Here is a 26,006-nt window from a genome sequence, read left to right on the forward strand (position 1 = left end):
TTGCGACGATAAGCCACAATATTGCGACATCAGGTCATCTTGCGACCGGTGTCGAACCAGACAGGCGCTTGGGAGGTTCTTGATGATTTCCAGCACCGATGGCGCTGTCACGGCCGCGCCTCTCCGCACAGGTTTCCGCTGGCTCCAGCTGGTCATGGGCATCGTCTGCATGGCGATGATCGCCAACCTGCAATATGGCTGGACCCTGTTCGTCGATCCGATCGATCACGCGCACCATTGGGGACGCGCCGCGATCCAGCTCGCCTTCACCATCTTCGTCGTCACCGAAACCTGGCTGGTGCCGATCGAGGCCTGGTTCGTCGACAAATACGGCCCGCGCATCGTCATCATGTTCGGCGGCGTCATGATCGCGCTGTCGTGGATTCTCAACTCCTATGCCGATAGCCTCACCTTGCTCTACGCGGCCGCGATCATCGGCGGCATGGGCGCGGGCGCCGTGTACGGCACCTGCGTCGGCAACGCGCTGAAATGGTTTCCCGATCGCCGGGGCCTTGCCGCCGGTGCGACTGCCGCCGGCTTCGGCGCAGGCGCTGCACTCACCGTCGTGCCGATCGCAGCCATGATCGCAACGAGCGGCTATCAGCACGCGTTCCTCACCTTCGGCATCGGCCAGGGCGTGATCGTCTTCGTGCTCGCCTTCTTCATTCAGCCGCCGCGGATCTCGATCCCGCCGAAGAAGAAGCAGCTCAATCTGCCGCAGACCAAGATCGACTTCACCCCGCCCCAGGTGCTGCGCACCCCTATTTTCTGGGTCATGTATCTCGTGTTCGTCATGGTCGCCTCCGGCGGCCTGATGACCGCGGCGCAGATCGCCCCGATCGCACACGACTTCAAGATCGCCGACACGCCGGTCACGCTCGCCGGATTCCAGATGGCGGCATTGACGTTCGCGATCTCGCTCGACCGCATCTTCGACGGTTTCGGACGGCCGTTCTTCGGCTTCGTCTCCGACACGATCGGCCGCGAGCACACCATGTTCATCGCCTTCGGCACCGCCGCGCTGATGCTGCTGACGCTGTCGGCCTATGGCCACGTCCCTGTCGTCTTCGTGCTCGCCACCGCGGTCTATTTCGGCGTGTTCGGCGAGATCTACTCGCTGTTCCCAGCGACCTGCGGCGACACCTTCGGCTCGAAGTTCGCAACCACCAACAACGGCATGCTCTACACGGCGAAGGGGACCGCGTCCCTGCTCGTTCCGCTCGCCAGCGTGATCTCGGCCACGTATGGCTGGAAGGCCGTGTTCGTGGTCGCAGTCGCGCTGAACGCGACGGCGGCCCTGACGGCGCTGTTCGTGATCAAGCCGATGCGCCGCTCCTTCATCCTCGGCAAGGAAGCCGAGAGCGCCAACGCCGCGACGGGGAACGCCAAGACCGAGACGGCATAACGAACACTCCTTGCACGGTGAGACAGGGGGCGCAGCGATGCGCCTCTTTCTTTTTGGCTCACGGCAAACGTCAGCATTGTTGCCTCAAGATTTTTCGGAACAGCCAAATCGAGTGCTTGACGATTGGCATTATGTATACCACACTTGCCGCATCATTCACCCAGGGAGGTTGCAATGCTGGTCGGAGACATTCTGCGCAAGAAGACACCGCGCGTTGTCACGGTGCGAATGAACGAAACGGTGGGTATCGGCGCCAAGCTGATGCGCGCCAACAATATCAGCGCACTTGTGGTGAAGGACGTGGTCCGCTCCGAGGGTAACACCGCGGTCGGCATGTTCACCGAGCGCGACGTCGTGCGCGCCGTCGCCGAGCACGGCGCCAATGCCGTCAACGTCAAGGTTTCGCAGCTCGTCTCGGTGCAGCAGCTCGTATCCTGCACCTCAAACGACACGATCGAGCACGTCCGCCATCTGATGAACCGGAATCACATCCGGCACCTGCCCGTCATCGACGATTACAGCCTCGTCTCGGTTATCAGCATGCGTGACATCGCCTCCTTCGTGGACGAAGCGATCAACGGCACGCCGCAAGCAGCTTAAAGCGTCTCACTTCCCCCTGCGACTACCGTCCCCGGCTCGGACCTTCCGAGCCGGACCGGATCTTTCGTCCCGAAATCCGGCTTCCGCTGCTTCGCGAGGATTCCATGAAGATCTGCATCTACGGCGCCGGCGCAATCGGCGGATATCTCGGGGTTCAGCTCGCGCACGCGGGCGCCGACGTCAGCCTGGTCGCACGCGGCGCGCACCTTGCCGCGATGCGCGAGCGCGGCCTGACGCTGCTCGCGGGCGAGGAGAAGCACACCGTGCATCCGCGCTGCACCGACGATCCCGCCGAGCTCGGTGTGCAGGACTACATCATCATCACGCTGAAGGCGCACTCGATCACCGGCGTGATCGGGACAATGCAGCCGCTGCTCGGACCCCACACCCGCATCGTCACCGCCGTCAACGGCATCCCCTATTGGTACTTCTACAAGCACGGCGGCCAATACGAGAATTCGACGCTGGAGAGCATCGACCCCGGCGGACGGCAGTGGCGCGAAATCGGCCCCGAGCGCGCCATCGGCTGCATCGTCTATCCCGCCACCGAGATCGAGGCGCCCGGCGTGATCCGTCACGTCTACGGCAACAACTTTCCGCTCGGCGAGCCCTCCGGCGAGATCACCCCGGACGTGCAACGCCTCGCCGATCTCTTCGTCGCAGCCGGGCTGAAGGCGCCGGTGCTCGACCGCATCCGCGACGAGATCTGGCTCAAGCTGTGGGGCAATGTCTGCTTCAACCCGATCAGCGCACTCACCCATGCAACGCTCGACGTGATCTGCACCGATCCGGCCACCCGCGCGCTGTCGCGCGCGATCATGATGGAGACGCAAGGGATCGCCGAAACGTTCGGCGTCAAATTCCGCGTCGACGTCGAGCGCCGCATCGAAGGTGCGCGCAAGGTCGGCGCGCACAAGACCTCGATGCTCCAGGATCTCGAGCGCGGCCGCCCGATGGAGATCGACCCGCTCGTCACCGTCGTGCAGGAGATGGGTCGCCTCACCGGCGTCGCCACCCCCGCGCTCGATTCAGTGCTGGCGATGGTGACCCAGCGCGCCCGCATTGCCGGTCTCTACGACGGCATCTCGGCCCCATCAGATCCGCGCGCACTGGCGGTGGCGTGATGGCTGGCGAGATCAAACAATGGCTCCGCTTCCGGAATAGCGGTGCGACCGGCTTCGGCACGCTAACGTCGTCGGGTATCAGCGTCCATGAGGGCGAGATGTTTGGCCGCCATGCAGCCACCGGCAAGACGCTGGCGCTGTCGGAGGTCGAACTGCTCGCGCCCTGCGTGCCCAGCAAGATCGTCGCGCTCTGGAACAATTTTCATGCACTCGCGGCCAAGCTCAACCAGCCCGAGCCACCGGAGCCGCTCTACCTCCTGAAGGCCACCACCAGCATTACGACGCCAGGCGCGGTGATCCGCCGTCCCTCTTATTACGACGGCAAGACCACGTATGAAGGCGAGCTCGGCATCGTCATCGGCAAGACCTGTGCCCGGGTGTCGCCGGCGGAAGCGGACAGCTTCATCTTCGGCTACACCTGCGTCAACGACATCACCGCCAACGACATCCTGACCAGCGACACGACCTTCCCGCAATGGGCACGGGCCAAAGGCATCGACGATTACGGCCCGTTCGGCCCCGTCATCGCGACCGGTCTCGATCCGGTCAGGCTGGTGGTCCGCACCATCCTCAACGGTGCGGAGCGACAGAACTATCCGATATCGGACATGATCTTCACCGCGCAGGAGCTGGTCAGCAGGATCTCCCACGACATGACCCTGCTCCCCGGCGACCTCATTGCCGTCGGCACCTCGGTCGGCGTCGGCGTGATGAAAGAGCCGGTGAACATTGTGACCGTCGCGATCGACGGCATCGGCGAGCTGACCAACGAGTTTCGTCTGTAGCTTCTCTCTCCGTCATGGCCGGGCTTGTCCCGGCCATCCACGTTCTGTTGGCGCGGAGGCGCGTGGATGCCTGGGACAAGCCCGGGCATGACCAGCGCGCTGAACGTCTGCCCCCAACACGGGAAACGCGCCTCTCCCCCTCCACCGATCGGCTGACGCATTCAGCCGTGGATCGTGAGGCCGGACCTATCCAGCAAGCTCCCGCCGCCCTTGATCTCGGTTCCGCTCTCCAATAGCAATTATGGCGATAATGTGCCGGCGTGAGGAAGTCACGATGTGGCTGTTTTTCCTGGTTGCCTGGTTTGTTCTGCTCACTGCCATCGCGATCTTCGCCCAGCAGGCGCTCGGTTACGATGTCGGCCACCTGCCTGCCTGGTTCGGAGGCCTGCCCGTCCCGCAGCGTGTTGCGACCGGCGCGATCCTGGCCTTGGCGTTGGCACTGATCGGCGCCTCCGCCTGGCGGCTCTCGCGCCAGGACCGGCGCCTCGACACATTGCGCGACCGCCTCAAGAAGACCCGCGAGGACGTGGTCGTCGCCCACGCCCTGCAGAACCACCTCGACGCCACCGTCCAGCACCTGATCGAGAGCGATCCCCGGGAGGCCGTTTCCGCCCTGCACGACAAGCTGGGCGAGACCGAGCAGCGCGCCCTGCTGCAGCGGGGCCGCAACGAATCCACCGACATGCACGACCAGCTCGCCGAAATCCGCCGCCGCCAGCAGGAATTGCGCGATATGGTCGGCAAGATCGCCGAGCAGCGCCGCGCGGTCGAGCCGGTTTTCACTGAGATCCGCGACCGCCAGAACCAGCTCGAACGCTCGCTGCACGACCTCGAGACCGACGACCGCAAGAACAACCTCGCCGACCGGCTCAAGGACATCGCGGGCGACGTATCGACGCTGCTGTCCCGGGTCGGCGCGGTCCAGGACACCTTTGCGACCCTGAACCAGTACAAGGACGATCTAGCGAAGTCCCACGCTGAGCTGGTGCCGCTGCGCGCGTCGGACGCTGGCCTCAATGCGTTGATCGGCGAGCTGAGCCTCAGCCATGAGCGCCTCGCCAAGAGCGTCGACGAGCTCGAAACCGGCGGCGAAGCACCGCTCGGCGCCCGCGTCGAGACGCTGTCGAAGAACAAGATCGAGATCGAGCAGCGCCTGGCCCGCATCGACGACAGCTTCCACATCCTGAAAGGCATCGGGCTCGACTTCGAAGAGCTCGGCGAGCGCCGGGCCCAGCTCGAACGCTCGCTCGCCCGTGTCGAGATCGACGCCGAGGGCAAGACGCTTGCCGACCGCCAGAATGCGTTGAACGATTTTGTTCTCCAGTCGCGCCAGCGCCTCGGTGCGTTACAGGAAACGCTGGCGACGCTGAACGCCTTCAAGACAGAGCTGTCGAAGTCGCAGGCTGACCTCGTCCCGCTGAAGGCGCCCGTGTTCGGAATCGAGGCCATGATCGCGGACGTCGGCACGACGCACGACCTCCTCGCCAAAACCGTCGGCGAGATCGAGGCAAACGGCGACGTCACCCTCGCCTCGCGCGTCGACGCGCTGACCAAGAGCAAACGCGAGGTCGAAGACCGCCTCGCCCGCATCTTCGACAGTTTCAACGCGCTCGACGGTTTGCGAAAAGACATCGGCGGCATCTTCTCGACGATCAGGAACAGCCTGAACCGGATCGGGTGAGGCCGAGTCGCGTAGGCTGGGCAGAGCGCGCCGAAACATTCAGACACATCACATCTCCGCGCGGCCGGCAGATGCCGCCAACATGTCGCGCCGATGCCGCACTGTGGACGCATTCGGCCGCCCTTCTGTGAGGCGTGTCTGGGGGCACGGCGGTGCCGTGTTTGGACCAAACCTTCTAGGGGTATGACTGTGAAGAAGATTGTATTTGTCGTGGGTGCTACGCTTGCTCTGGTAACGGTCGCGAATGCCGCGGATCTGCCGCGCCGCCAGCCCGTTCCCGTCTATTCGGAGCAGGCGCCGATCGGCAAGATGCCGATTGGCAAGAGCCCGGTTGGAAAGGCTCCGATCGGCAAGGCGCCCGGCCCCGTCGCAGCGCGCTACTGACGCGTTAGCGAAATACCCGCAGAAGCAAGCGTAGACTCTGCGTGAGTGGCCGACAGTCGAGGGGCACAGCGTGACGAACAAACCTGATCGATCGGGACCCTGCATCCTTGCGGGATTCGCGCTCGCGGCCATGCTCGCGTGTACGACACCTTCGGCCTCGGCCCACGAAGCGAACAAGCGCGTTGCTGACGCAAACGCGCTTGCCACGACCGACACCGTATCACGGCCGGCGCCATCGACCCGGCGCCCGGTCGCGCGCGCGGAAAAAGGTCCGTACTACGTCGATTTCCGCGCCCGCACGGCGGCGAGCTGGGGCCACGCCTTCGTCTGGTACGGCAAGACCAGCGAGCGCGCCGTCGAAGTGGCAGGGCTCACGCCCGCCGGCGACACCTGGGCCTATGTGCTTGGTCACCTCACCTGGGTGCCGGCGGAGACCGGCGCGAGCTACGGCGATCTCGACCCGGAGTATCTGACCGCGAACTACCGCGTATATCTGAACGAAGCCGACGCCAAGCGCGTGTTTGCCTATATCAAGAAATTGCAGGCGAGCTCGCCGGTCTGGAACGCCGAGACCACCAATTGCACCGGCTTCATCGGCGACATCGCCGAGTACATGGGATTGAAGGTCCCCTACCGCTGGCAGCGCCCCGAAAACTTCGTCAACAGCCTCAAGGAAATGAACGGCGGCCGCCAGATGGTGCGGCTGTCGACGGAATAGCCCGGCAGGGTTCGCCCGTCGGGCAAAACAGCCGCACAAATTTCGCGCGCCGCCTGTCAATCCCCGTCTGCCAAAATATTCCATTTTACCGAAATTCGGATTTGACGTACCTACGACACACCCTGACCCGGGACAAGGGGCGGATCGCGATCGTCACGGACCGCGGGTTGGGCAGCGATGGACGCGACGGCGTCGGGCGCGGCGAGCCTTGCAGGGCGGGAAACCGTGAGCACAGGCTTTTGCGCCTACGACACGGCGCCGACAGCGTCTTCGCATGGCTTCGGGTGCGAGCACACGCCAGCTCCCGAAGACCCAGCGAGGACGTGCGCGGACGGCGAAGTCGTGTGGTCCTGACGCCCGGGGTCTGTGCGTCAAGTCCTGTGGTGATGCGTGCTGCCCGACCGGGCGCTTGCATCAGCCATCTGCGGGGCGACGGGGGCAATAGTGCATCGCTCCCCGGGGAGAGCACGAAGTAAGCCGTAAACCACCGCGCAGGGAAGGCCGGGCGATTGGCTGACCTGTGGTCCACCCCGTGTGCATTCTTCTGGCGCACGGACTTGCGGGTGCCAGCCGGCGCCCGGCCTTCCCTGCGCCCTTGTCATGACGAGGGCGATGCGATCAGGCAAAGCTCGGGCGAAATGCGCCGCGAGGATGCGAAGATGCGTCTGCTGTTTGCAAGTCGGATCGAGATTGATCGGAAGATTGTGCGTCCGTGCCCCGGACGCAGCGCAGCATCCCCCGGCAGAGCGAAGCATCGTCCGGTTCGACGGTGCGCTGCAGAGCCGGCGCCCATCTTTCAGAGCGCTCGCTGGGCATGGGTCGCGGCTCTGCGCGGCAACGCGAAGAGGCGTTGCAGCGCGTCCGGGACACGAGCCCGCGTCAATTATCCGCCTCACGGAATCCCCCCACTCCCCGCATGATCGCCCCGCCTCCACCGCACGCCCTCGCAATAGACTTTTCCCGACCCGGGCGGCATCCTGCCGGCATCGACCGATAAAAGAGCGCCACGCAAGCGGGGAAACAGATCATGCTGCAGACACGGTTCACCAAGCTCGTCGGAGTCGAGCACCCGATCGTCCAGGGCGGCATGCAGTGGGTCGGGCGCGCCGAGCTGGTCGCCGCCGTCGCCAATGCCGGCGCGCTCGGCTTCATCACGGCGCTGACCCAGCCGACACCGGAGGACCTCAGGAAGGAGATCGCCCGCTGCCGCGATCTCACCGACAAGCCGTTTGGCGTCAACCTCACCATCCTGCCCGCAATCAAGCCGCCGCCTTATGCCGAATATCGCGCCGCCATCATCGAGAGCGGCATCAAGGTGGTCGAAACCGCCGGCAACAAGCCGCAGGAGCATGTCGACGAGTTCAAGAAGCACGGCGTCAAGGTCGTGCACAAATGCACCAGCGTCCGTCACGGGCTCTCGGCCGAGCGCATGGGCGTCGACGCCATCTCGATCGACGGGTTCGAATGCGCCGGCCATCCCGGCGAGGACGACACCCCCGGCCTGATCCTGATCCCAGCCGCCGCCAACAAGATCAAGATCCCGATGATCGCCTCCGGCGGCTTTGCCGACGCCCGCGGCCTCGTCGCCGCACTGGCGCTCGGCGCCGAAGGCATCAACATGGGCACCCGCTTCATGGCTACCAAAGAGAGCCCCATTCATCAGCTCATCAAGGAGAAGATCGTGGCCAATGACGAGCGCGAGACCGAGCTGATCTTCCGCACCATGCGCAACACCTCCCGCGTCGCCAGGAACGAGATCTCGACCAAGGTCGTCGCGATGGAGAAGGAAGGCGCCAAGTTCGAGGACATCCGCGAACTCGTCGCGGGCGCCCGCGGCAAGATGGTCTACGCGACCGGCAACTCGGACGAAGGCATCTGGTCGGCGGGCCAGGTCCAGGGCCTGATCCAGGACATCCCGACCTGCGTCGAACTGATCTCCCGCATCGTGCGCGAAGCGGAGGCCATCATCCGCAGCCGGCTCGAAGGCATGATCGTTCATCCGACAGCGCAGGCTGCGGAATAATCACTGCAAGAAGTGAGAGCAATTCATGAAGGCTTATGTCTACGGCCCTGGTGGCGCTACGATTTCCGACGTCGCTCAACCAAAGCCTGAAGGCACGCAGGTGCTGGTCCGGGTCCGCGCCTGTGGCCTCAATCGCGCCGACACCGGCATGCGCAAGGGCCACGCCCATGGCGCGGCCGGCGGCGCCGGCACCGTGCTCGGCATGGAATGGGCCGGCGAGGTCGCCGCGCTCGGACCGGATGCCAAGGGCCTCAAGGTCGGCGACCGCATCATGGGCTCGGGCGGCGCGGCGTTTGCCGAATACACGCTGGCCGATCACGGCCGGCTTTTCCACACGCCCTCGAACATGAACTTCGAGGAAGCCGCCACCCTGCCCGTGGCACTCGCGACCATGCACAACGCCGTCGTCACCATCGGCGGCGTGCAGCCCGGGCAAGCCGTGCTGATCCAGGGCGCCAGCTCCGGCGTCGGCCTGATGGCGATGCAGATTGCGAAGCTCAAGGGCGCCAGGCTCGTGATCGGCTCCTCGACCGATGCTTACCGCCGCGGCCGGCTGAAGGAGTATGGCGCCGACTTCGCGGTCAATTCCTCCGACCCCACATGGGTCGACGAGGTGCTGAAGGCGACGAACGGCGAAGGTGTCGACCTCATCGTCGACCAGGTCTCGGGCAAGGTCGCGAGCCAGAACCTCGCGGCGACCAGGGTCAAGGGTCGCATCGTCAATGTCGGCCGGCTCGGCGGCACCCATGCCGATTTCAATTTCGACCTGCACGCGGCCCGCCGCATCGACTATGTCGGCGTCACCTTCCGCACCCGCACCATCGAGGAGATCCGTGAGATCTTCGACGAGGTCAAGAAGGACATTTGGGGCGCGGTCGAGTCGCGAAGACTGCAGCTGCCGATCGACAAGGTGTTTGCCTTCGACGACATCGACAAGGCGTTCGAGCACATGGAGGCCAACAAGCACCTCGGCAAGATCGTCGTGACGGTCTAGCGGTGAATTGCATGGGGGTGCTCAGGCTCGCGATCGCGATGCTGCTGCTCGTTGCCGCCTGCGAGACGCAGGCGGCCGGCATCAGACGGATCAGGATCGAGGCGAACGCAGCCGGACCGTTTATCGCCGGTGCGGTTTGGTACCCCTGCGTTACAGCCGTGCAAGACGCAGGCGAGGGCAGCGTCGCGCTGTCGGGCGTGAAGGACTGTCCCATCGCCGGCGACAGGCTCCCTCTCATCGTGGTCTCGCACGGCCGGACCGGATGGTTCGGCGGCCATCACAATGTCGCAGCAGCCCTGGCTGATGCCGGCTTCGTGGTCGCCGCCATCGATCATCCCAACGACAATGAACGTTATCACACCGGAACAGACAGCCTCGAGGTATTCGCAGGTCGTTCCGGGATATCAAACGGCTCGTCGATTTCATGCTGGCGGACTGGCCGGACGCCGGCCGGATCGACAGCGGGCGCATCGGCCTATTCGGCTTTTCGGTCGGCGGCTATACCGGCCTCGTCGTCATTGGTGGCAATCCCGATTTCCGCAAAGGCCATCCTCGCTGCGCGCGAACCGATCTGCGTGCCCTGCCCGTCTGCTCGCAGCTCGAGAACGGCGAGCTTCCGCGCGAAGCCCCCGCACATGATCCACGCATCAAGGCAGCAGTCATCATCGATCCCTGGCCGGCATTCCTGCTGCCTGCCGATCATCTCTCGGCCGTGACCATACCCATTCAACTGTGGAGCTCGGACCCGATGCATCAGTCCGACGGCGTATCCGGCTGTTGCGCAGCCACGATCAAGGACGAACTGGCATCCAAGCCCGAATGGCATTTCGTCGCGAATGCGAACCACTTCGCATTTCTCGCGGTCTGCTCCCAGAAACTGGCGCTGGACGCCCCCAGGATTTGCGCCGAGCCGCCGGGCTTCGATCGCACGGCCTTCCACAAGGCATTCGAACCCGAGATGATCGCTTTCTTCCGCAGGACCCTAAACCAGTGACACGACCAATCATCTTCGAAACTCGGAAGCATTCGCAACAGCGCGCTCCTGCAACTCACTAGCGTCTACGCCTGTGGATCGTCGCTTGATGTTCACTCGTGGCCTGCTAAATCCCCCGCCATGACAGTCCAACACAACAAGACCTCGGTCGCAGCGATCTCGATCTTCGCGAGCGGCGGCATGGCGGCGGCCAAGTTCGCGGTCGGGATCGCGATCGGCTCGCTGGCGCTGATTTCCGAGGCGCTGCATTCCTCGATCGACCTGGTCGCGACCATCATCACCTGGGCGGTGGTACGGGTGTCCGACAAGCCGGCGGACGAGGAGCATCATTACGGCCACGGCAAGCTCGAAAGCGTCTCGGCACTGGGCGTTACCGCCCTGCTCTACGTGCTCGCCGGCGGCATTCTGGTCGAGTCCTACAGCCGGCTGCGCGAGGGAACCGCGCCACCGACCATTTCGGCCGTGCCGTTCGTGGTGCTGGTGATCGACATCGTCGTCAATCTCTGGCGCGCCCGTGCCCTCCACCGTGCCGCGCGGGAGACCAGGAGCCAGGCGCTCGCCGCCGATGCGCTGCATTTCGCCTCCGACGTGATGGGCTCGTTCGCCGTGATCGTGGGCCTGATCCTCGCCGGCCTCGGCTTCTGGTGGGGTGACGCGGCTGCCGCCGCCGCGGTGGCCGTGATGATCGCCCTGCTCGGCCTGCGCATGGCCGGCTCGACGGTGCAGACACTGGTCGACCGCGCCCCGGAAGGCGCGCATGAGACGGCCACGGCCGCGATCCGCAGCGTGCCGGGTGTGATCGACGTCGAGCGGCTCCGCGTGCGCATGGTCGGAGCAACCACGTTTATCGACACGATCGCAAAGGTGCCGCGGACTTATCCCATCGACCGGGTCGAGGACATCAAGCGCAACGCGCAAGCAGCCGTCGAGAAGGCCTTCGGCGACACCGACCTCACCTTCACCGCAGTCCCTGTGGCGCGCGACAACGAGACCGTGCGCGACCGCATCATGGTCATCGCCCACAATTCGGGCCTCGCCATCCACCACGTCACGGTGCACGATCTCGGCGCCAAGCTGATCGTCAGCATCGACCTCGAGGTCGACGCCGGGATGCAGCTCGACGCCGCCCATGACGTCGCCAACACGCTGGAACGCAACATCCAGGAAGAATTCGGCGCGGACGTCGAGGTCGACGTCCACATCGAGCCGCTGGAACCGGAACTGCCGTTCGGGGTCGATGCGGAGTCGGAACGGGTGCGGGCCATTGCCGCCGCCCTGACTGAATATGCCGCCGGCGGCGAGATCCACGACATCCATAATGTCCGCGTCCGCAACACCGACGCCGGCGAGATCGTCAACTTCCACTGCCGCGCCGAGCCGTCGATGAGCGTCATCAGGGTGCACGAGCATGTCGATGCGATCGAGCGCGCGTTGCGGCGCGCGTTCCCGAGCGTGAAGCGCGTCATCAGTCACGCCGAACCGCCGCGTGCGTGACAGAGAATGTGCGAGGAGTCACACGTTCTCGTTTCGGACTCGCCGCGCACGTAAGTTTGCGGACGCACGACGCACAAACTGCGCGTTGGATAAGAATAAATTCGCGTTAACGATTCGTTGACTCTCGACAGCCCGCGAAATCTGGATTCAAATCGAGCATGATTCGGCAGCGATGTGGGGCTGCTTCCGAACTCAAGTTGCAAGCAGGTTTCCAGGGGGCTTTAGGCATGTCGCGTGCAGACGCCGCGAACGCGTGCGTCCAATCCGATTCGATCAAAGGATTGGCGCAATCGATCGCGAAACCTGCCTATCATCGGCTCCTGATCGCGGAGCCTGCGCTGCGCCGCGCCGTGCCGACGCTCATCATCGCATTCCTGATCACGATCTGCCTCGGCGCGTTCGTGCAGGTCGTCGACCAGACGCGCCAGAAGCGGCTGGTGATCCGCCACGACATCTCGGCGCTCGCCGACCTGCTCGCCGAGCGTATCGACCGCCTCACCTCCGGGCGACAGGAGCGGCTGAAGAACATCGAGAGCCTCCCGGCGTTGCTGCCCGACCTCATTCCAACCTGGGGCACCGCCTCGGGCCGCCACGTCATCGTCACCTCGGCTGGAATCGACCGCCACATCCTCGCCCGCATCCCGATCGACAGCGATCCCTCGGGCAACGACCGCCTGCTCGACGCAATCACGACGGCGCAACTGCTGGCGGCACCGCCGCGCGACGACAACATCTCCGACATGACGCTGCCGAACGGCAACGCCGCAATGGCGACCGCGCGGCAGATCAAATCGCTGCCCGGCTTCGTGACCGTGATCCAGGAGCGCAACGAGCCGATCTGGGGTTCAGACGCCGCGCTGTCGGTGACGCTGTCGGCCACCACCGGCTTCGTGGTCCTGATCCTCGGCTTCGCCTTCCACTGGCAGTCCACCCGTGCCCGCGAGGGCGACCTGATCAACGACGCCGTGCGCGGCCGGATCGACACCGCGCTCAACCGCGGCCGCTGCGGGCTGTGGGACTGGGACCTGTCGCGCGGCCGCATCTTCTGGTCGCAGTCAATGTTTTCAATGCTCGGCCTCGACGGCCGCAACGAGCTCCTCACCTTCGGCGAGGTCAACGCGCTGGTGAAGTCCGACGACATCGACCTGTTCGAGATCGCCGACCAGCTCATCTCCGAGAAGATCGACCACATCGACCAGACTTTCCGCATGCAGCATGTCGACGGCCACTGGATCTGGCTCCGCGTCCGCTGCGAGAAGACCAGCGGCGCGACCGATTCCAGCGTTCACCTGATCGGGATCGCGGTCGACATCACCGAGCAGAAGAGCCTCGCCGAGCGGACCGTGGAAGCCGATTTGCGCCTGCGCGACGCGATCGAGACCATTCCCGAAGCCTTCGTCCTGTGGGACGCCAGCGACCGCTTGGTGCTCTGCAATTCGCACTTCCAGCGCCTGCACAAGCTGCCCGACAGCGCCGTCATCCCCGGCACCTCCTACGAGACCGTGCTGGAGGTCGGCCGCATGCCGGAGGTTCGCACCCGGCACAACGAGACTGCGAGCCAGGGCCCCGGCGCGCGCACCTTCGAGGCGCAACTCGATGACGGCAGCTGGCTGCACATCAGTGAGCGCCGCACCAAGGACGGCGGCTACGTCTCGGTCGGCACCGACATCACCCGCATCAAGGAGCACGAGCAGAAGCTGGTCGACAACGATCTACGCCTGCGCGCCACCGTCATCGACCTTAAGCGCTCGCAGGCAGCCCTGGAGCGCCAGGCGGGCGAACTCGCCGATCTCGCCGAGAAATACCAGCGCGAGAAGACCCGCGCCGAGGAAGCCAACCAGACCAAGTCGAAATTCCTTGCCAATATGAGCCACGAGCTGCGCACGCCGCTGAACGCGATCATCGGCTTTTCCGAAATCATGGGCTCGGGCATGTTCGGCGAGCTCGGCTCGGAGAAGTACCAGGAATACTGCCACGACATCCTGACCAGCGGGCATTACCTGCTCGAAGTCATCAACGACATCCTCGACATGTCCAAGATCGAGGCCGGCCGCATGAAGCTCGACATGGAAGAGCTCGACCTGGCGCAGACGCTGGCGGAATCCTTGCGGGTCGTCACCGGCCGCGCGCAGGACAAGCACCTGACGCTCGACGCCGACATCGCAAAGTCCATCTCCGTCGTCGCCGACCGTCGCGCCACCAAGCAGATCATCGTCAATTTGCTCTCCAACGCCGTGAAGTTCACGCCCGACGGCGGACGCATCGTGGTGCGCAGCCGGCAGCTCGACGACAGGATCGTGCTGATGATCGCCGACACCGGCATCGGCATCGCGCCGCATTCGCTGGCGCGGCTCGGCCGCCCCTTCGAGCAAGTCGAGAGCCAGCTCACCAAGACCTATCACGGCTCGGGACTGGGGTTGGCGATCGCCCGCTCGCTGGCGCAGCTTCATGGCGGCTCGATGCGGCTGCGCTCCAAACTCGAGGTCGGCACCGTCGTGCGCGTCACCCTGCCCCGCAACGCGATCAAGTCGGCGTCCGGAATATCGGCCGCGGCCTGAATTCTACGATTGCAGCGACGGCGCGACTTCTCGCGCGACATTGACCAGCGCCGCGATCAGCGGCGTCATCGGATCACGCTGCGGGATCACCATGCCGATGCTGTAGTTGACATCGGGATCGATGATCGGGATCGACCGCACCGTATCGGACAGGCCGAGCGTCTCGGCGAGCTTGGCCGGCATCACGCTGGCCCAGCGCCCCGTCTTCACATGCGTGAACAGCACCAGCAGCGAATTCGAGGTCAAGGTCGGCGTCGCCTCGGCGCCGACCGAACGTAACGCGCGGTCGATGATGCGGCGGTTCTGCATGTCGGGCGTCAGCAGGCACAGCGGCACCTGTCCGACCTCCCGCCACGTCACCGTCTCGCGATCACCGAACATTCCATCCGGCGCGGTGAGCAGACGATAGCTCTCGCTGTAGAGCGGAATGGTGCGCACCTTGCCGATCGGCTCGTTCTCGATATAGGTCAGGCCTGCATCCACCTCGAGATTCTCGAGCAACCCCAGCACCTCGGATGAGGTGGTGGACTGGATGCGGAAACGCACCTCGGGATGCCTGGCGCGGAACGGCGTCGTCAGCGCAGCGACCATGCCGAGCACGGTCGGGATTGCGGCAATTCGGATCTCGCCGGAGAGCTGATGCTTCAGCCCGTTGATCTCGTCACGCATCGCGCGGGCATCGCCCACGATCCGCCGCGCCCAATCCAGCGCCCGCTCGCCTTCCGGCGTAAAACCCTGGAAGCGGGAGCCGCGCTGGACCAGCATCACGCCGAGGATCTCCTCGAGCTGCTTCAGCCCGGTCGACATCGTCGGTTGCGTCACGCCGCACATTTCGGCGGCCCGGCCGAAATGCCGTTCCTTCGCCAGCGCCAGCAATAGTTCAAGCTTGTCGAGCAACCGTTCGTTCCCTCGGATCGTATGGTGGCATGCAAGCTAGCATGCCCTACCCCTTGCGACACGCAAAAACCGCCACGAATGCCTAGCGCTGCATCCAGCGCGTCGCCGCGACGCCCGCGGCGCGGGCTTGGAGCCGAACGTGCGGGAGGCGCTCACCTCGCTGAAGCCGACGACGACGTCCCTTCCAGCAGCGCCCTGAAGACACGGCGCACCTCGCTCTGCGTCTCCTTCACGCGCGCCTCCAGCGAGGAGAAATGCGGCGCGTCGCCGGCGCGTGCCATCACGCGCAAGAGGTCGGTGCCGGCGGTTTCGGGCTTGAAGCGGTCGCTGACGCAGAGCCGCAGGATCTGCGTCAGGTCGTGATAGAGCCGCGCCGCGGCACGCAATATCTCGGTCTCCGATTGCGCGAGCACGCCGAGCCTGCATGCATTGTCCAGCACCTGCGTGGTGCCGACGTCGAGAATCTCCGGTTTCTCGTGAGCATGCACGAGCTGGAGATATTGCGCGATGAAGTCGATGTCGACCATGCCGCCGGCGGCATATTTGAGATCCCAGCAATCGGCCTCGCCCTTCTCCTGGGCAATGGCACGCCGCATGTCGGCAACGTCGTTGGCGGTGATTGCGGGATCGCGGCGACGGGTCAGGACATCGCGGATGACGTGTTCGATCCGCTCCCGGAATTCGGGCGAGGCCGACACGACGCGCGCGCGCGTCAGCGCCATGTGCTCCCAGGTCCAGGCCTCGTTGGCCTGGTAGTCCGCGAACGAGACGAGGCTCGAGGCCACAGGGCCGGCACGCCCCGAGGGGCGCAGCCGCATGTCGATCTCGTAGAGCACTCCGTAATTGGTGCGCGTCGTGAACGCGCTGATCAGGCGCTGGGTGAAGCGGGCGAAGTAATGCGCACCTTGCAGTGACTTCGCACCGTCGGAGTCCGGATTGTCGCTATCGAAATCGTAAAGCAGGATCAGGTCGAGATCGGACGACGCGGTCATCTCGCGGCTGCCGAGCCGGCCCATCGCGATGATTGCGCTCTCCTGCCCCTTGATCCGGCCATGCTGGGCGGCGAAGCGGTCGGCGACGAGACCATGCACGGTATGGACGATGCCCTCGGCGACGTCGGCAAAGGCCGTGCTCGCCTGCTGCGCCGAGACGGTGCCGGAGAGAATGCGCGTGCCGATCAGGAACAGGCTCTCTTGCCCGAACAGACGCAGGCGGTCGAGGAACTCTTCGTAAGAGCCGGCATCCTGCACGGTGGTCGCAAGCCGCCCCGACAATTCCTGCCTGTCGGGCATGGCGCCGAAGAAGCGCGGATCGATCAGGCCATCCATGAGCTGCGGCTGCCGGGCGAGCATCTCGCCGAGCCGGGGCGCCGCGCCCAGCACCAGGGCGACCAGCGCGACGAGATCGCGGTTCTGGCCGAGCAGCGTGATCAGCCGGCCGCCGCGCTGAAGCGCTCCAAGGAAATGGTCGAACGCCACGACGGCCCGATCCGGCTCCTCGGCATGAGCGAGACCGTCGATGAGAGCCGGCACGAATTCGACGAATGCGTTGCGCGTCGCTTCGACGCGGAACACGCGGTACTCGCCGGTGATCCAGTCACGCACGGTCTGCGCGACGGCGGCAGGCTTCTTGAAGCCGAGCGTGGCCAGATACTGAAGCAGCCGCGGATCGTCGGGACCCGCACTGTAGTCGAGCGCCGGCAGCTTGGCCGTGCCGGTCGGATCGTCGCCTTCGAACAGTTTTTCGTAGTGGCCCTGGACGATCTCGAGCTGCCGCAGAAGGTCGCGGGCAAAGGCCTCGCGATCCGGATAGCCGAAGAACCAGGCGAAACGCTCCACCGCCTCCTTGTCCTCGGGCAGCGTGTGGGTCTGCTCGTCTGCGATCATCTGGAGGCGATGCTCGACCCGGCGCAGGAATTGGTAGGCCGTGGTCAGCTCGTCACGCGCCGAAACCGTGATCCAGTTGCTGGAAGCAAGCACGCCGAGCGCGGCGAGCGTCGGCCGCACACGCAGTTCGGGATGTCGCCCCCCGGCGATCAATTGCTGGGTCTGGGCGAAGAACTCGATCTCGCGGATTCCGCCGCGCCCGACCTTCACGTTATGCCCTTCGACCGCAACCTCGCTCTGGCCGCGATAGGTCTGCATCTGCCGCTTCATGTCGTGAACGTCGGCAAGCGCGGCAAAGTCGAGATGCTTGCGCCAGACGAAGGGCGCGATCTCCGCGAGCAGCGCCGCGCCCGCCCTGGGATCGCCGGCGCAGGCTCGCGCCTTGATCATCGCGGCGCGCTCCCAGGTACGCCCTTCCCGCTCGTAATAGTTCAGCGCGGCGTCGCGCGAAATCGCCACCTGCGTCGAGGATGGATCGGGACGCAGGCGCAGATCGACGCGGAAGACGTAGCCGTCATAAGTGCGCTGCTGGAGAATGCGCGCCATCCCCTGCGTCACCCTCACGAAGAACGGCTGGGGTTCGATATCGGCGGCGAGCGTCGTATTGTCGGGATCGAAGAACACGATGAGATCGATGTCGCTGGAATAGTTCAGCTCGCCTGCGCCCATCTTGCCCATCGCAAGCACGATCAGCCCGCAGCCCTCCTCCGACGCCTCGGGATTGGGCGGCGAGAGCTTGCCGCGTGCGGCTTCCTGCCGCAGGAGGTACTGAAGCGCCGCCCGCACCGAGGACACCGCGACATCGGTGAGCGCTGCGGTCACCCGCATCACCGGCCAGACCCCGCCGATGTCGCACAATGCGATCAGGAGCGCGGCCTCCGCCTTCATGCGGCGAAGCAGCCGCATCACCTCGGCTTCATCGGATGCCGCGAGCACGGCGCCGTTCGCCTCCGCGATCAGCGTGGCGAGATGCGCATCCGGATCGCATTCCAGCAGCCGGATCAGGCGCTGCGGATCAGCGCGCAGCAGCTCAAACAGATAAGGCGAGAATTCCGCGATGCCGGCCAGGATGTCCCGCGCGAAGCGGTGAGCCAGCAGCGCTTCAAGACGGGTGAATTGCGCTGGCTCGAGCTCGGCCAGCCACCTTTCAAAACGTCCTTGGTCGGTGACGGAAGCGGCAATATGGGGAGCCTCCGCGAAGCGTGCGGCAAGTCTCTCACCATGCTTGTCCGCGTTTCCCGGCGCGGAGTGGTTCATGCCACCTTCTGTGGCACATCCGGCATTGGCGGAGCAACCCTGTCGCCCGCGCGCGCCGGCAGCACCAGCGTGGCGACAAGACCGGGCTGGGCGTCACCCAACCTCAACTCACCGCCATGCAATGTCGCGACCGCGGAGGCGAGACTGAGACCGAGGCCGGATCCAGGCAGCGTGCGGCTCGCTTCCAGCCGCACGAATCGTTCCACCACATGCTTGCGGTCGGCTTCGGGGATTCCGGGACCGCGATCGGTGACGCTGAGCAGCACCTGATCGCCCTCGCGCCTCGATTCGATCGTGATCTGCCTGCCCTCCATGCTGACCACGGTTCCCGCGGATTGCGCGACCGGCTTGCCGTATTTGACCGCATTCTCGACAAGATTGGCGAGGGCCTGGCTGATCAACTCGCGGTTGGCGTGAACCGGCGTCGGCTCGCACCTGACCTTCAAAGTCATGCCGTCGTCTTCGGCCAGCGGCTCGTAGAGTTCGTGAATGCCGTTGGCGACATCGGCGGCGTCGAAATCATCCATGTTACCGCGCGCCTGCCCGGACTCGGCGCGCGCGATCATCAGAAGCGCGTTGAAGGTACGGATCAGCCCGTCGGATTCCTCGATGGTCCGCTCCAGCGCGGCGCGGTAATCGACCTCGCCGCCGGATTTCGCCAGCGCCTCCTCGGCGCGGTTGCGCAGGCGCGTCAGCGGCGTCTTGAGATCGTGAGCGATGTTGTCGGAGACCTCCTTCAGCCCCGCCATCAGCGCCTCGATCCGCTCCAGCATGGCGTTGAGATTTTCGGCGAGGCGGTCGAGCTCGTCGCCACTGCGCCCTACCGGCAGGCGTTCGCTGAGATCGCCGGTCATGATCCGATGGGCGGTGCCGCTCATCGCATCAATGCGCCTCAAAACCCTGCGCGCCACAAAGATGCCGCCGCCCAGGCCGAGCACAACGACGATCAGGATCGACCATTGCGCGGCCTTCGCCACGATGCCGAACAGCCGTCGCCGCTCGGCCAGATCGCGTCCGATCAGAAGCCGGAAGCCGTTTTCCAGTTCGGTGACGCGGACGAGCGCAAGGTGGTCGCGATCGTCGGCGTCCTCGATACGCCGGTAGGCGGTCTCGGACCAGCCGCGCTTCGCCATCACGCCGGGCGCCAGCGAGCCGACATTGCCGGCGATCGCCTGCCCGGTCGGCGTCGTCACGAGATAGAGGTTGGCACCCGGACGCAGCGCCCGGTACTCGATCGCGAGCACGAGAGCGCGCAAGCCGCGGCGGCCGTAGATCTCGCTGATCTCCGAGGTCTCGGCATTGACTGTCTGCGTGATCTCCTCGGTGATCAGCCGCCGCGTATTCCAGGCGAAATAGGCCAGCAGCGAGGCCGCGAACATCGCGAACAACAGCAAATAGACCAGCGTCAGCCGGAATGCCGTGGTGCGGACGAGTTTACCGAATGCCGTCACGGATCATGTATCCCGCGCCGCGGATCGTGTGCAGCAGCGGCCGCTCAAAACCCTTGTCGATCTTGGAGCGCAGCCGCGAAATGTGCACGTCGATGACGTTGGTCTGCGGATCGAAATGATAGTCCCAGACGTTCTCAAGCAGCATGGTGCGGGTCACCACCTGGCCCGCATGCTTCATGAGGTATTCGAGCAGGCGGAATTCGCGCGGCTGGAGCGTCAGCTCGTCCTTGCCGCGCGCGACGCGATGGGAGAGCCGGTCGAGCTCGAGATCGCCGACGCGGTACAGCGTGTCCTCGGCCGGACCGCCGCGGCGGCGCGACAGCACCTCGACCCGGGCCAACAGCTCGGCGAAGGAATAGGGTTTCGGCAGATAATCGTCGCCGCCAGCGCGCAGGCCCTTGATGCGGTCGTCGACCTGGCCGAGCGCGGAGAGAATCAGCACCGGCGTCGAATCGTCCTTGTCGCGGAGCGCGCCGATCACCGACAGGCCGTCGCGCTTGGGCAGCATGCGGTCGACCACCAGCACGTCGTAATCGCCGTTCTCGGCCATGGCAAGGCCTTCCTCGCCGTCGGCGGCGTGGTCGGCAATGTGCCCGACCTCACGAAACGCCTTCACGAGGTAGTCGGCGGATTCGCGGTCGTCTTCGATGATGAGGAGGCGCATCGTGCGTTCGGCAACGGTCAAGGGAGTGAACCTTCTCTAAACATGGCGCGAGCGGCAATCGCATGCAAGCCGAGTGAGAGACTCTGGCATCGAGAAAAAGGCGGGCGGTGAAGCTGGGGGGACTTCACCGCCCTAGGCCTTCCGACGGAGGGGGGCGTATTCCACCGGAAGGTAGATAGGGGAAGCAAACGTTGCGCTGCTCCCCCGAAGGGCGCCGTCGGCGGGGGCGACTGATGCCGGCGACACCCTTCATCTCGGAGGCCTCCTGAGGCCGAGCCCTTGGTTAGCCCTTCGCGATGGGCACGGCGACGAAGCGCGACTGACCGCCGCTCTTCACCCGCATCAGGACGCTGTTCTTGTTGTCAGTCCGCGCCGTGTTGATGGCGTCGCGAACTTCGCCGGCGGTGCTCACGCTCTTGCCGCCGACTTCGAGAATCACGTCACCTTCCTTGAAGCCGCGTTCGGCTGCGGCGCTCTTCGGATCGACTTCGGTGACCACGACGCCTTCCTTGCCGGCGCCGGCCACGGAATCGGCGGGCGCGACGGTCATGCCGAGCTTGGGCACGTCGGTGCCGCGGCTCGCGCCCTTGCCGCTGTCCTTGTCGATGTCGGCCTTGGCTTCGATCGTGTTCGGCAGCTGGCCGAGGGTGAGGTTCACCACCTTGTCCTGGCCCTTGTGCAGCACGTTGAGCTTCACGGTCGCGCCGGGCGCCAGGCCGCCAATGGTGCGGGCGAGCTCGCGCGCGTCCTTGACCGATTCGCCGTTGACCGACGTGATCACGTCACCGGACTCGATGCCGGCCTTGGCCGCCGGACCATTCGCCTGCGGCTCCGCAACCAGCGCACCTTCGGCCTTCTTCATGCCGAGGCTGTCTGCGATGTCGGGTGTCACCGGCTGGATCTGCACGCCGATCCAGCCGCGGCTAACCGAGCCCTTGTCCTTGAGCTGCGCCACCACGCTCTTCACGGTGCTGGCGGGGATCGAGAACGCGATGCCGACGCTGCCGCCGGAAGGCGAGTAGATCGCGGTGTTGACGCCCATCACCTCACCATTGGTGTCGAACGCGGGACCGCCGGAATTGCCCTTGTTAACGGGGGCGTCGATCTGGATGAAATCGTCGTAGGGGCCGTTGCCGATGTCGCGGCCGCTGGCCGAAACGATGCCGGCAGTCACGGTGCCGCCGAGGCCGAACGGGTTGCCCACCGCGAGCACCCAGTCGCCGATCCGCGGCTTGCCGTCGGCAAGCTTCGCGAATGGGAAGTTCGAGCTGCCCTCGACCTTGATCAAGGCAAGGTCGGTGCGCTGGTCGGTACCGATCACCTTGGCGGTGTAGGTCTTGCCGTCGTCGGTGGTGACCTCGACCTTGTCGGCGCCGTCGACCACGTGGTTGTTGGTCACGGCAAAGCCGTCAGCCGAGATGAAGAAGCCGGAGCCCTGGCCCTGCACGACGCGGCCACGACCGCCACCACCCTTTAGGCCAGGGATACCATCCGGACCGCCGAAGCGGCGGAAGAACCGCTCCATCGGCGAGCCCGGCTGGAACGGTGAGGAGGAATCATCGCCGTCATCGTTGCTCGCGGTCTTCTCCTTCATGTTGACCTTCACCGAGATCACCGAAGGTTTCACGCGCTCGACAATGTCGGCAAAGCCGATCGGGCGTTCGACCTTGCGGACCTCGTTGTTGACCTGTGCATGTGCCGGGCTCGAGAACAGGTCGGCCGGCGAGGTCGACGTGCCGAAGCCGTAGACGGCGGCGCCGAGGCCGGCGACGACCGATGCCATCAGCGCGATCTTGCGGGCCGAGAAAACGGACCGGCGGGGCTGCTGGTAGGACGGAAGTTTCGAGAGGTCGGAACGGTCGGTCATGCAGAGATCTCCAGGGCCTTGAAATCCATTTGGTACCTGACGGCGGCAACTTACGGACCTGAAGATGGGGGCTGTCGCCTTACCGTGCGCTGGCGGCGGGGTTAAACTTTTGTAATGAACCGGACATGCGGATGCGGCAGTTTATCGCGGCCAAAACTAGTGAACCTGCAGGAACTTAACCAAGTTCCAGGAACCCCCGCGCAGTGCCGGCTTGATGCGCGCAGCAACGTAGCTAGCTGGATTTGGCTTCATCCGCCATCAATGCGGCGAGCCGCGCTTCCTCGTCGGGCGTGAGCGGCGGAGCCGGTAGGTCTGCACCATTTCGCGCGCGCCGGCGGATTTGCAGCCATAGCGCCAGGCTGCCGCCAATCAGCAGCAACGGCGCGAGCAGCCACAGCAGCATGTTCTGGCGCTCGAAGCGCGGCTTGAGCAGCACGAACTCGCCGTAGCGCGCGACCAGGAAATCGAGCACTTGCGAATTGCTGTCGCCGGCCGCGATACGCTCGCGCACCAGGAGCCGCAAATCGCGCGCCAGCGGCGCATCGGAATCGTCGATCGACTGGTTCTGGCAGACCATGCAGCGCAGCTCACGCGACAGATCGCGTGCACGCGACTCCTTCACCGGATCCGACATGATCTCGTCCGGCTGCACGGCATGCGCCGCAGGCAAGGCCAGCAGCATCAGCGCGATGAACGCGACCATCATTCGGCGCATCCGATCACTCCGCCGGCTGCAGGCGCTGCTTGGCACGCGCCGGTTTCGGCGCGCCGACTCGCAGGCGCCGGTCCGACAGCGATAGCACGCCGCCGAACGCCATCAGCACCGGTCCCCACCAGATCAGCAGCACCAGCGGCTTGTGATAGATGCGCACGGCAATGGCGCCTTCGGCAGTGGCGTCGCCGAGCGAGATGTAGAGCTGGCTGGCGCCGCGCGTCAGCAGCGCGGCCTCGGTGGTCGAGGAGCCGCGGGTGGTGAAGCTGCGCTTGGACGGCGTCATCACGCTGAGCATCTCGCCGTCGTGGCTGACGTTGAATTCGGCGATCATCTCGTGGAAGTTCGGTCCCTGGCGCTGAAACAGGCCGTCCAGCTTGACGTCATAGCCGGCGACATGGGCGACGTCGTTCTGCTTCATCGTCGCGATATATTCGCTGTTCCAGGTGGTCTCGCAGACGATTCCGATCAGCGCAACGCCGAGGCCGGCATGCGCAAATACCGAGCCCCAGGCCGAGCGCGGCAGACCGCGGGCACGATGGAGCGTCGTCGCGAACGGCAGCCGGAACAAGCCGGTTCGTTCGGCCAGATCCGTGACGGCGCCGGCAATGACGAAGACGCCAAGTCCGATTGCCAATGGCGCGAGCGCGCTGCCGCCGCGCACCCAGCCCCAGACCATCGCGACGGCGATAAGCCCGGCAACGCCGGCCGCCAGCAGGCGTTGGGTGACGCCTAGCAGATCGCCGCGTTTCCACGCCAGCATCGGCCCGAACGGCACGGCGAGCAGCAATAGCGTGAACAGCGGAGCGAAGGTGAGATTGTAGAACGGCGCGCCGACCGACATCTTGAAATCGGCGAGCATCTCCATCGCCAGCGGATAGAGCGTGCCGAACAGCACCACCGCGCAGGCCACAGTGAGCAGCAGATTGTTCAGCACCAGCGCACCCTCGCGCGAGATCGGTGCAAACAGGCCGCCCTGCTTCAACGACGTCGCGCGCCCCGCGAACAGCGACAGGCTGCCCCCGATGAACAGGCAGAGAATCAGGAGAATGAACACCCCGCGGGTTGGATCGGTCGCGAAGGCATGCACCGAGGTGATGACCCCCGAGCGCACCAGGAAGGTCCCAAGCAGCGATAGCGAGAAGGTCAAGATCGACAAGAGGATGGTCCAGACCTTCAGCGCGTTGCGCTTCTCCATCACCAGAGCCGAATGAAGCAGCGCGGTGCCGGCAAGCCAAGGCATCAGCGAGGCGTTCTCGACCGGGTCCCAGAACCACCAGCCGCCCCAACCCAGTTCGTAATAGGCCCAGTACGAGCCCATGGCGATACCGAGCGTCAGGAAGATCCAGGCGACCAGCGTCCACGGCCGCACCCAACGCGCCCAGGCGGCATCGATCCGCCCCTCCAGCAACGCCGCGATCGCGAAGGAAAACGAAATTGAGAAGCCGACATAGCCGAGATAGAGCATCGGCGGATGCACGGCGAGACCGATGTCCTGAAGCACCGGATTGAGATCGCGTCCCTCGATCGGCGGGTTGGTGATGCGCAGGAACGGGTTGGAGGTCACCAGGATGAAGAGATAGAAGGCGCTGGCGATCCACGCCTGTACGGCCAGCACGTGCGCGCGCAGCGACAGCGGCAGATTGTTGCCGAAGGCCGCGACCAATCCGCCGAACAGCGCGAGGATCGACACCCACAAGAGCATCGAGCCTTCATGGTTTCCCCACACGCCAGTGATCTTGTAGAGCAGCGGCTTCATGGAGTGGGAATTCTCGTAGACGTTGACGACCGAGAAGTCCGACTCCACGTGCAGCATCACAAGCGCGATGAACGACGCACCGACGAACAGAAGCTGCGCCAGCGCAGTGGAGCGCGCCACATTCATCAGCGCGTCATCGCGCAGCCGCGCGCCGATCAGGGGCACGATGGACTGGATCAGTGCCAGTCCGAGCGCCAGCACCAGCGCGTAATGTCCTGACTCCGCGATCACCGAACTGCTCCCTGCGGATTGCCCTGCGCGGTCGTGGCCGCGGGCTTGACGCCGTCGGAAGCTTTGGCGCCGTAATCATCCTTCCAGTGCCCCTGCTTCTTCAGGGCATCGGCGACGTCCTTTGGCATGTAGGTCTCGTCGTGCTTGGCGAGCACGGTGTCGGCCTTGAACACGCCGTCAGCATCGAGCGCGCCTTCGGCGACGACGCCCTGCCCTTCGCGGAACAGATCGGGCAAAATGCCCTTGAAGGCGACCGGAAGCTTTGCGCCGCCGTCGGCGACCTCGAAGGTCACAGCGAGATTGTCGCCGCGCTGGAGCGAGCCGGGCTGCACCAGGCCGCCGAGGCGAAACCGCTTGCCGGGCGCAACGTGCTTCTCGGCGACCATGGTCGGCGTCGAGAAGAACACGATGGAATCGCGCAGAGCGTTGAGCACCAGCGCGGCCGCGAGGGCGAGCACGGCAAGCGAGCCGCCGATGATGGTCATACGTCGCTGCTTGCGCGTCATGGCGTATCCATTCCCT

At 65.1% G+C, this 26,006-nt stretch carries 20 protein-coding genes; 12 read left to right on the top strand and 8 right to left on the bottom strand.

The annotated features are described in order from the left end of the window. The first annotated feature begins 82 nt into the window (after positions 1–82). The 12 genes from oxlT to IVA93_RS24895 all read left to right on the top strand — a co-directional run bounded on the left by oxlT (position 83) and on the right by IVA93_RS24895 (position 14,760). Positions 83–1,405, top strand: coding sequence for an oxalate/formate MFS antiporter (gene oxlT / locus IVA93_RS24840; protein ID WP_018458574.1), 1,323 nt, complete (start codon positions 83–85; stop codon positions 1,403–1,405). A 174-nt stretch (positions 1,406–1,579) separates the two neighbouring features. Next, the gene (locus tag IVA93_RS24845) at positions 1,580–2,005 is read left to right on the top strand and encodes a CBS domain-containing protein (RefSeq protein WP_247789259.1); all 426 of its coding nucleotides are present in this window, start codon (positions 1,580–1,582) and stop codon (positions 2,003–2,005) included. Positions 2,006–2,109: 104 nt separating this feature from the next. Further along, a complete protein-coding gene (locus IVA93_RS24850) occupies positions 2,110–3,129 on the top strand; it encodes a 2-dehydropantoate 2-reductase (protein WP_247370869.1) in 1,020 nt (339 codons plus the stop codon). Then, the gene (locus tag IVA93_RS24855; protein ID WP_247789260.1) at positions 3,129–3,914 is read left to right on the top strand and encodes a fumarylacetoacetate hydrolase family protein; all 786 of its coding nucleotides are present in this window, start codon (positions 3,129–3,131) and stop codon (positions 3,912–3,914) included. Before IVA93_RS24850 ends, IVA93_RS24855 begins: the two co-directional genes overlap by 1 nt. Before the next feature lie 274 nt (positions 3,915–4,188). Continuing rightward, positions 4,189–5,595 (top strand): coiled-coil domain-containing protein, encoded by a 1,407-nt coding sequence (locus IVA93_RS24860; RefSeq protein ID WP_085385855.1) that lies wholly within the window; start codon positions 4,189–4,191, stop codon positions 5,593–5,595. A gap of 183 nt (positions 5,596–5,778) precedes the next feature. Beyond that, positions 5,779–5,979, top strand: a complete 201-nt coding sequence (locus IVA93_RS24865; protein WP_007608336.1) for a hypothetical protein — start codon at positions 5,779–5,781, stop codon at positions 5,977–5,979. Positions 5,980–6,049: 70 nt separating this feature from the next. Further along, positions 6,050–6,697 (top strand): hypothetical protein, encoded by a 648-nt coding sequence (locus IVA93_RS24870; protein ID WP_085352311.1) that lies wholly within the window; start codon positions 6,050–6,052, stop codon positions 6,695–6,697. 1,027 nt (positions 6,698–7,724) lie between these two features. Next, positions 7,725–8,720: an NAD(P)H-dependent flavin oxidoreductase gene (locus IVA93_RS24875; protein ID WP_247370872.1), complete on the top strand. Its 996-nt coding sequence runs from the start codon at positions 7,725–7,727 to the stop codon at positions 8,718–8,720. Positions 8,721–8,745: 25 nt separating this feature from the next. Then, a complete protein-coding gene (locus tag IVA93_RS24880; RefSeq protein ID WP_247370875.1) occupies positions 8,746–9,714 on the top strand; it encodes a zinc-binding dehydrogenase in 969 nt (322 codons plus the stop codon). Between the two features lie 424 nt (positions 9,715–10,138). Further along, a complete protein-coding gene (locus tag IVA93_RS24885) occupies positions 10,139–10,708 on the top strand; it encodes an alpha/beta hydrolase family protein (RefSeq protein WP_240544104.1) in 570 nt (189 codons plus the stop codon). A gap of 120 nt (positions 10,709–10,828) precedes the next feature. Continuing rightward, positions 10,829–12,202 carry a cation-efflux pump gene (locus IVA93_RS24890; protein ID WP_085352309.1) on the top strand — a complete coding sequence of 458 codons (1,374 nt, stop codon included), beginning with the start codon at positions 10,829–10,831 and terminating at the stop codon, positions 12,200–12,202. 227 nt (positions 12,203–12,429) lie between these two features. Continuing rightward, on the top strand, positions 12,430–14,760 hold the full coding sequence (locus IVA93_RS24895; protein ID WP_247541214.1) for a PAS domain-containing sensor histidine kinase: 2,331 nt from the start codon (positions 12,430–12,432) through the stop codon (positions 14,758–14,760). Positions 14,761–14,763: 3 nt separating this feature from the next. On the opposite strand, the gene IVA93_RS24900 is transcribed toward IVA93_RS24895, so the two are convergent. From IVA93_RS24900 to ccmE, 8 genes are all read right to left on the bottom strand, one after another. Beyond that, positions 14,764–15,657 carry a LysR family transcriptional regulator gene (locus tag IVA93_RS24900; RefSeq protein WP_018458564.1) on the bottom strand — a complete coding sequence of 298 codons (894 nt, stop codon included), beginning with the start codon at positions 15,655–15,657 and terminating at the stop codon, positions 14,764–14,766. A 152-nt stretch (positions 15,658–15,809) separates the two neighbouring features. Then, the gene (locus tag IVA93_RS24905) at positions 15,810–18,800 is read right to left on the bottom strand and encodes a bifunctional [glutamine synthetase] adenylyltransferase/[glutamine synthetase]-adenylyl-L-tyrosine phosphorylase (RefSeq protein WP_247370878.1); all 2,991 of its coding nucleotides are present in this window, start codon (positions 18,798–18,800) and stop codon (positions 15,810–15,812) included. Next, positions 18,797–20,251, bottom strand: a complete 1,455-nt coding sequence (locus IVA93_RS24910; protein WP_085352306.1) for a sensor histidine kinase — start codon at positions 20,249–20,251, stop codon at positions 18,797–18,799. Before IVA93_RS24910 ends, IVA93_RS24905 begins: the two co-directional genes overlap by 4 nt. After that, complete coding sequence (locus IVA93_RS24915; protein ID WP_035969420.1) at positions 20,235–20,915, bottom strand: response regulator transcription factor; 681 nt, start codon at positions 20,913–20,915, stop codon at positions 20,235–20,237. Before IVA93_RS24915 ends, IVA93_RS24910 begins: the two co-directional genes overlap by 17 nt. 283 nt (positions 20,916–21,198) lie before the next feature. Further along, a complete protein-coding gene (locus IVA93_RS24920; RefSeq protein WP_085352305.1) occupies positions 21,199–22,782 on the bottom strand; it encodes a Do family serine endopeptidase in 1,584 nt (527 codons plus the stop codon). A 232-nt stretch (positions 22,783–23,014) separates the two neighbouring features. Then, positions 23,015–23,497 (bottom strand): cytochrome c-type biogenesis protein, encoded by a 483-nt coding sequence (locus IVA93_RS24925; protein ID WP_026233610.1) that lies wholly within the window; start codon positions 23,495–23,497, stop codon positions 23,015–23,017. 4 nt (positions 23,498–23,501) lie between these two features. Further along, positions 23,502–25,484 carry a heme lyase CcmF/NrfE family subunit gene (locus IVA93_RS24930; RefSeq protein ID WP_018458559.1) on the bottom strand — a complete coding sequence of 661 codons (1,983 nt, stop codon included), beginning with the start codon at positions 25,482–25,484 and terminating at the stop codon, positions 23,502–23,504. After that, a complete protein-coding gene (gene ccmE / locus IVA93_RS24935) occupies positions 25,481–25,990 on the bottom strand; it encodes a cytochrome c maturation protein CcmE (RefSeq protein ID WP_026233609.1) in 510 nt (169 codons plus the stop codon). The genes IVA93_RS24930 and ccmE overlap by 4 nt, the downstream gene beginning before the upstream one ends. Positions 25,991–26,006: the final 16 nt, after the last annotated feature.

Source organism: Bradyrhizobium sp. 155, from assembly GCF_023101105.1.
GTDB lineage: Bacteria > Pseudomonadota > Alphaproteobacteria > Rhizobiales > Xanthobacteraceae > Bradyrhizobium > Bradyrhizobium canariense_D.

What these genes read in the sequence shown, in the direction of transcription:
- oxlT (WP_018458574.1), top strand. Translation starts at nt 83, where the DNA reads ATGATTTCCAGCACCGATGGCGCTGTCACGGCCGCGCCTCTCCGCACA.
- IVA93_RS24845 (WP_247789259.1), top strand. Translation starts at nt 1,580, where the DNA reads ATGCTGGTCGGAGACATTCTGCGCAAGAAGACACCGCGCGTTGTCACG.
- IVA93_RS24850 (WP_247370869.1), top strand. Translation starts at nt 2,110, where the DNA reads ATGAAGATCTGCATCTACGGCGCCGGCGCAATCGGCGGATATCTCGGG.
- IVA93_RS24855 (WP_247789260.1), top strand. Translation starts at nt 3,129, where the DNA reads ATGGCTGGCGAGATCAAACAATGGCTCCGCTTCCGGAATAGCGGTGCG.
- IVA93_RS24860 (WP_085385855.1), top strand. Translation starts at nt 4,189, where the DNA reads ATGTGGCTGTTTTTCCTGGTTGCCTGGTTTGTTCTGCTCACTGCCATC.
- IVA93_RS24865 (WP_007608336.1), top strand. Translation starts at nt 5,779, where the DNA reads ATGACTGTGAAGAAGATTGTATTTGTCGTGGGTGCTACGCTTGCTCTG.
- IVA93_RS24875 (WP_247370872.1), top strand. Translation starts at nt 7,725, where the DNA reads ATGCTGCAGACACGGTTCACCAAGCTCGTCGGAGTCGAGCACCCGATC.
- IVA93_RS24880 (WP_247370875.1), top strand. Translation starts at nt 8,746, where the DNA reads ATGAAGGCTTATGTCTACGGCCCTGGTGGCGCTACGATTTCCGACGTC.
- IVA93_RS24885 (WP_240544104.1), top strand. Translation starts at nt 10,139, where the DNA reads ATGCTGGCGGACTGGCCGGACGCCGGCCGGATCGACAGCGGGCGCATC.
- IVA93_RS24890 (WP_085352309.1), top strand. Translation starts at nt 10,829, where the DNA reads ATGACAGTCCAACACAACAAGACCTCGGTCGCAGCGATCTCGATCTTC.
- IVA93_RS24895 (WP_247541214.1), top strand. Translation starts at nt 12,430, where the DNA reads ATGTCGCGTGCAGACGCCGCGAACGCGTGCGTCCAATCCGATTCGATC.
- IVA93_RS24905 (WP_247370878.1), bottom strand. Translation starts at nt 18,800, where the DNA reads ATGAACCACTCCGCGCCGGGAAACGCGGACAAGCATGGTGAGAGACTT.
- IVA93_RS24915 (WP_035969420.1), bottom strand. Translation starts at nt 20,915, where the DNA reads ATGCGCCTCCTCATCATCGAAGACGACCGCGAATCCGCCGACTACCTC.
- IVA93_RS24920 (WP_085352305.1), bottom strand. Translation starts at nt 22,782, where the DNA reads ATGACCGACCGTTCCGACCTCTCGAAACTTCCGTCCTACCAGCAGCCC.
- IVA93_RS24925 (WP_026233610.1), bottom strand. Translation starts at nt 23,497, where the DNA reads ATGCGCCGAATGATGGTCGCGTTCATCGCGCTGATGCTGCTGGCCTTG.
- ccmE (WP_026233609.1), bottom strand. Translation starts at nt 25,990, where the DNA reads ATGACGCGCAAGCAGCGACGTATGACCATCATCGGCGGCTCGCTTGCC.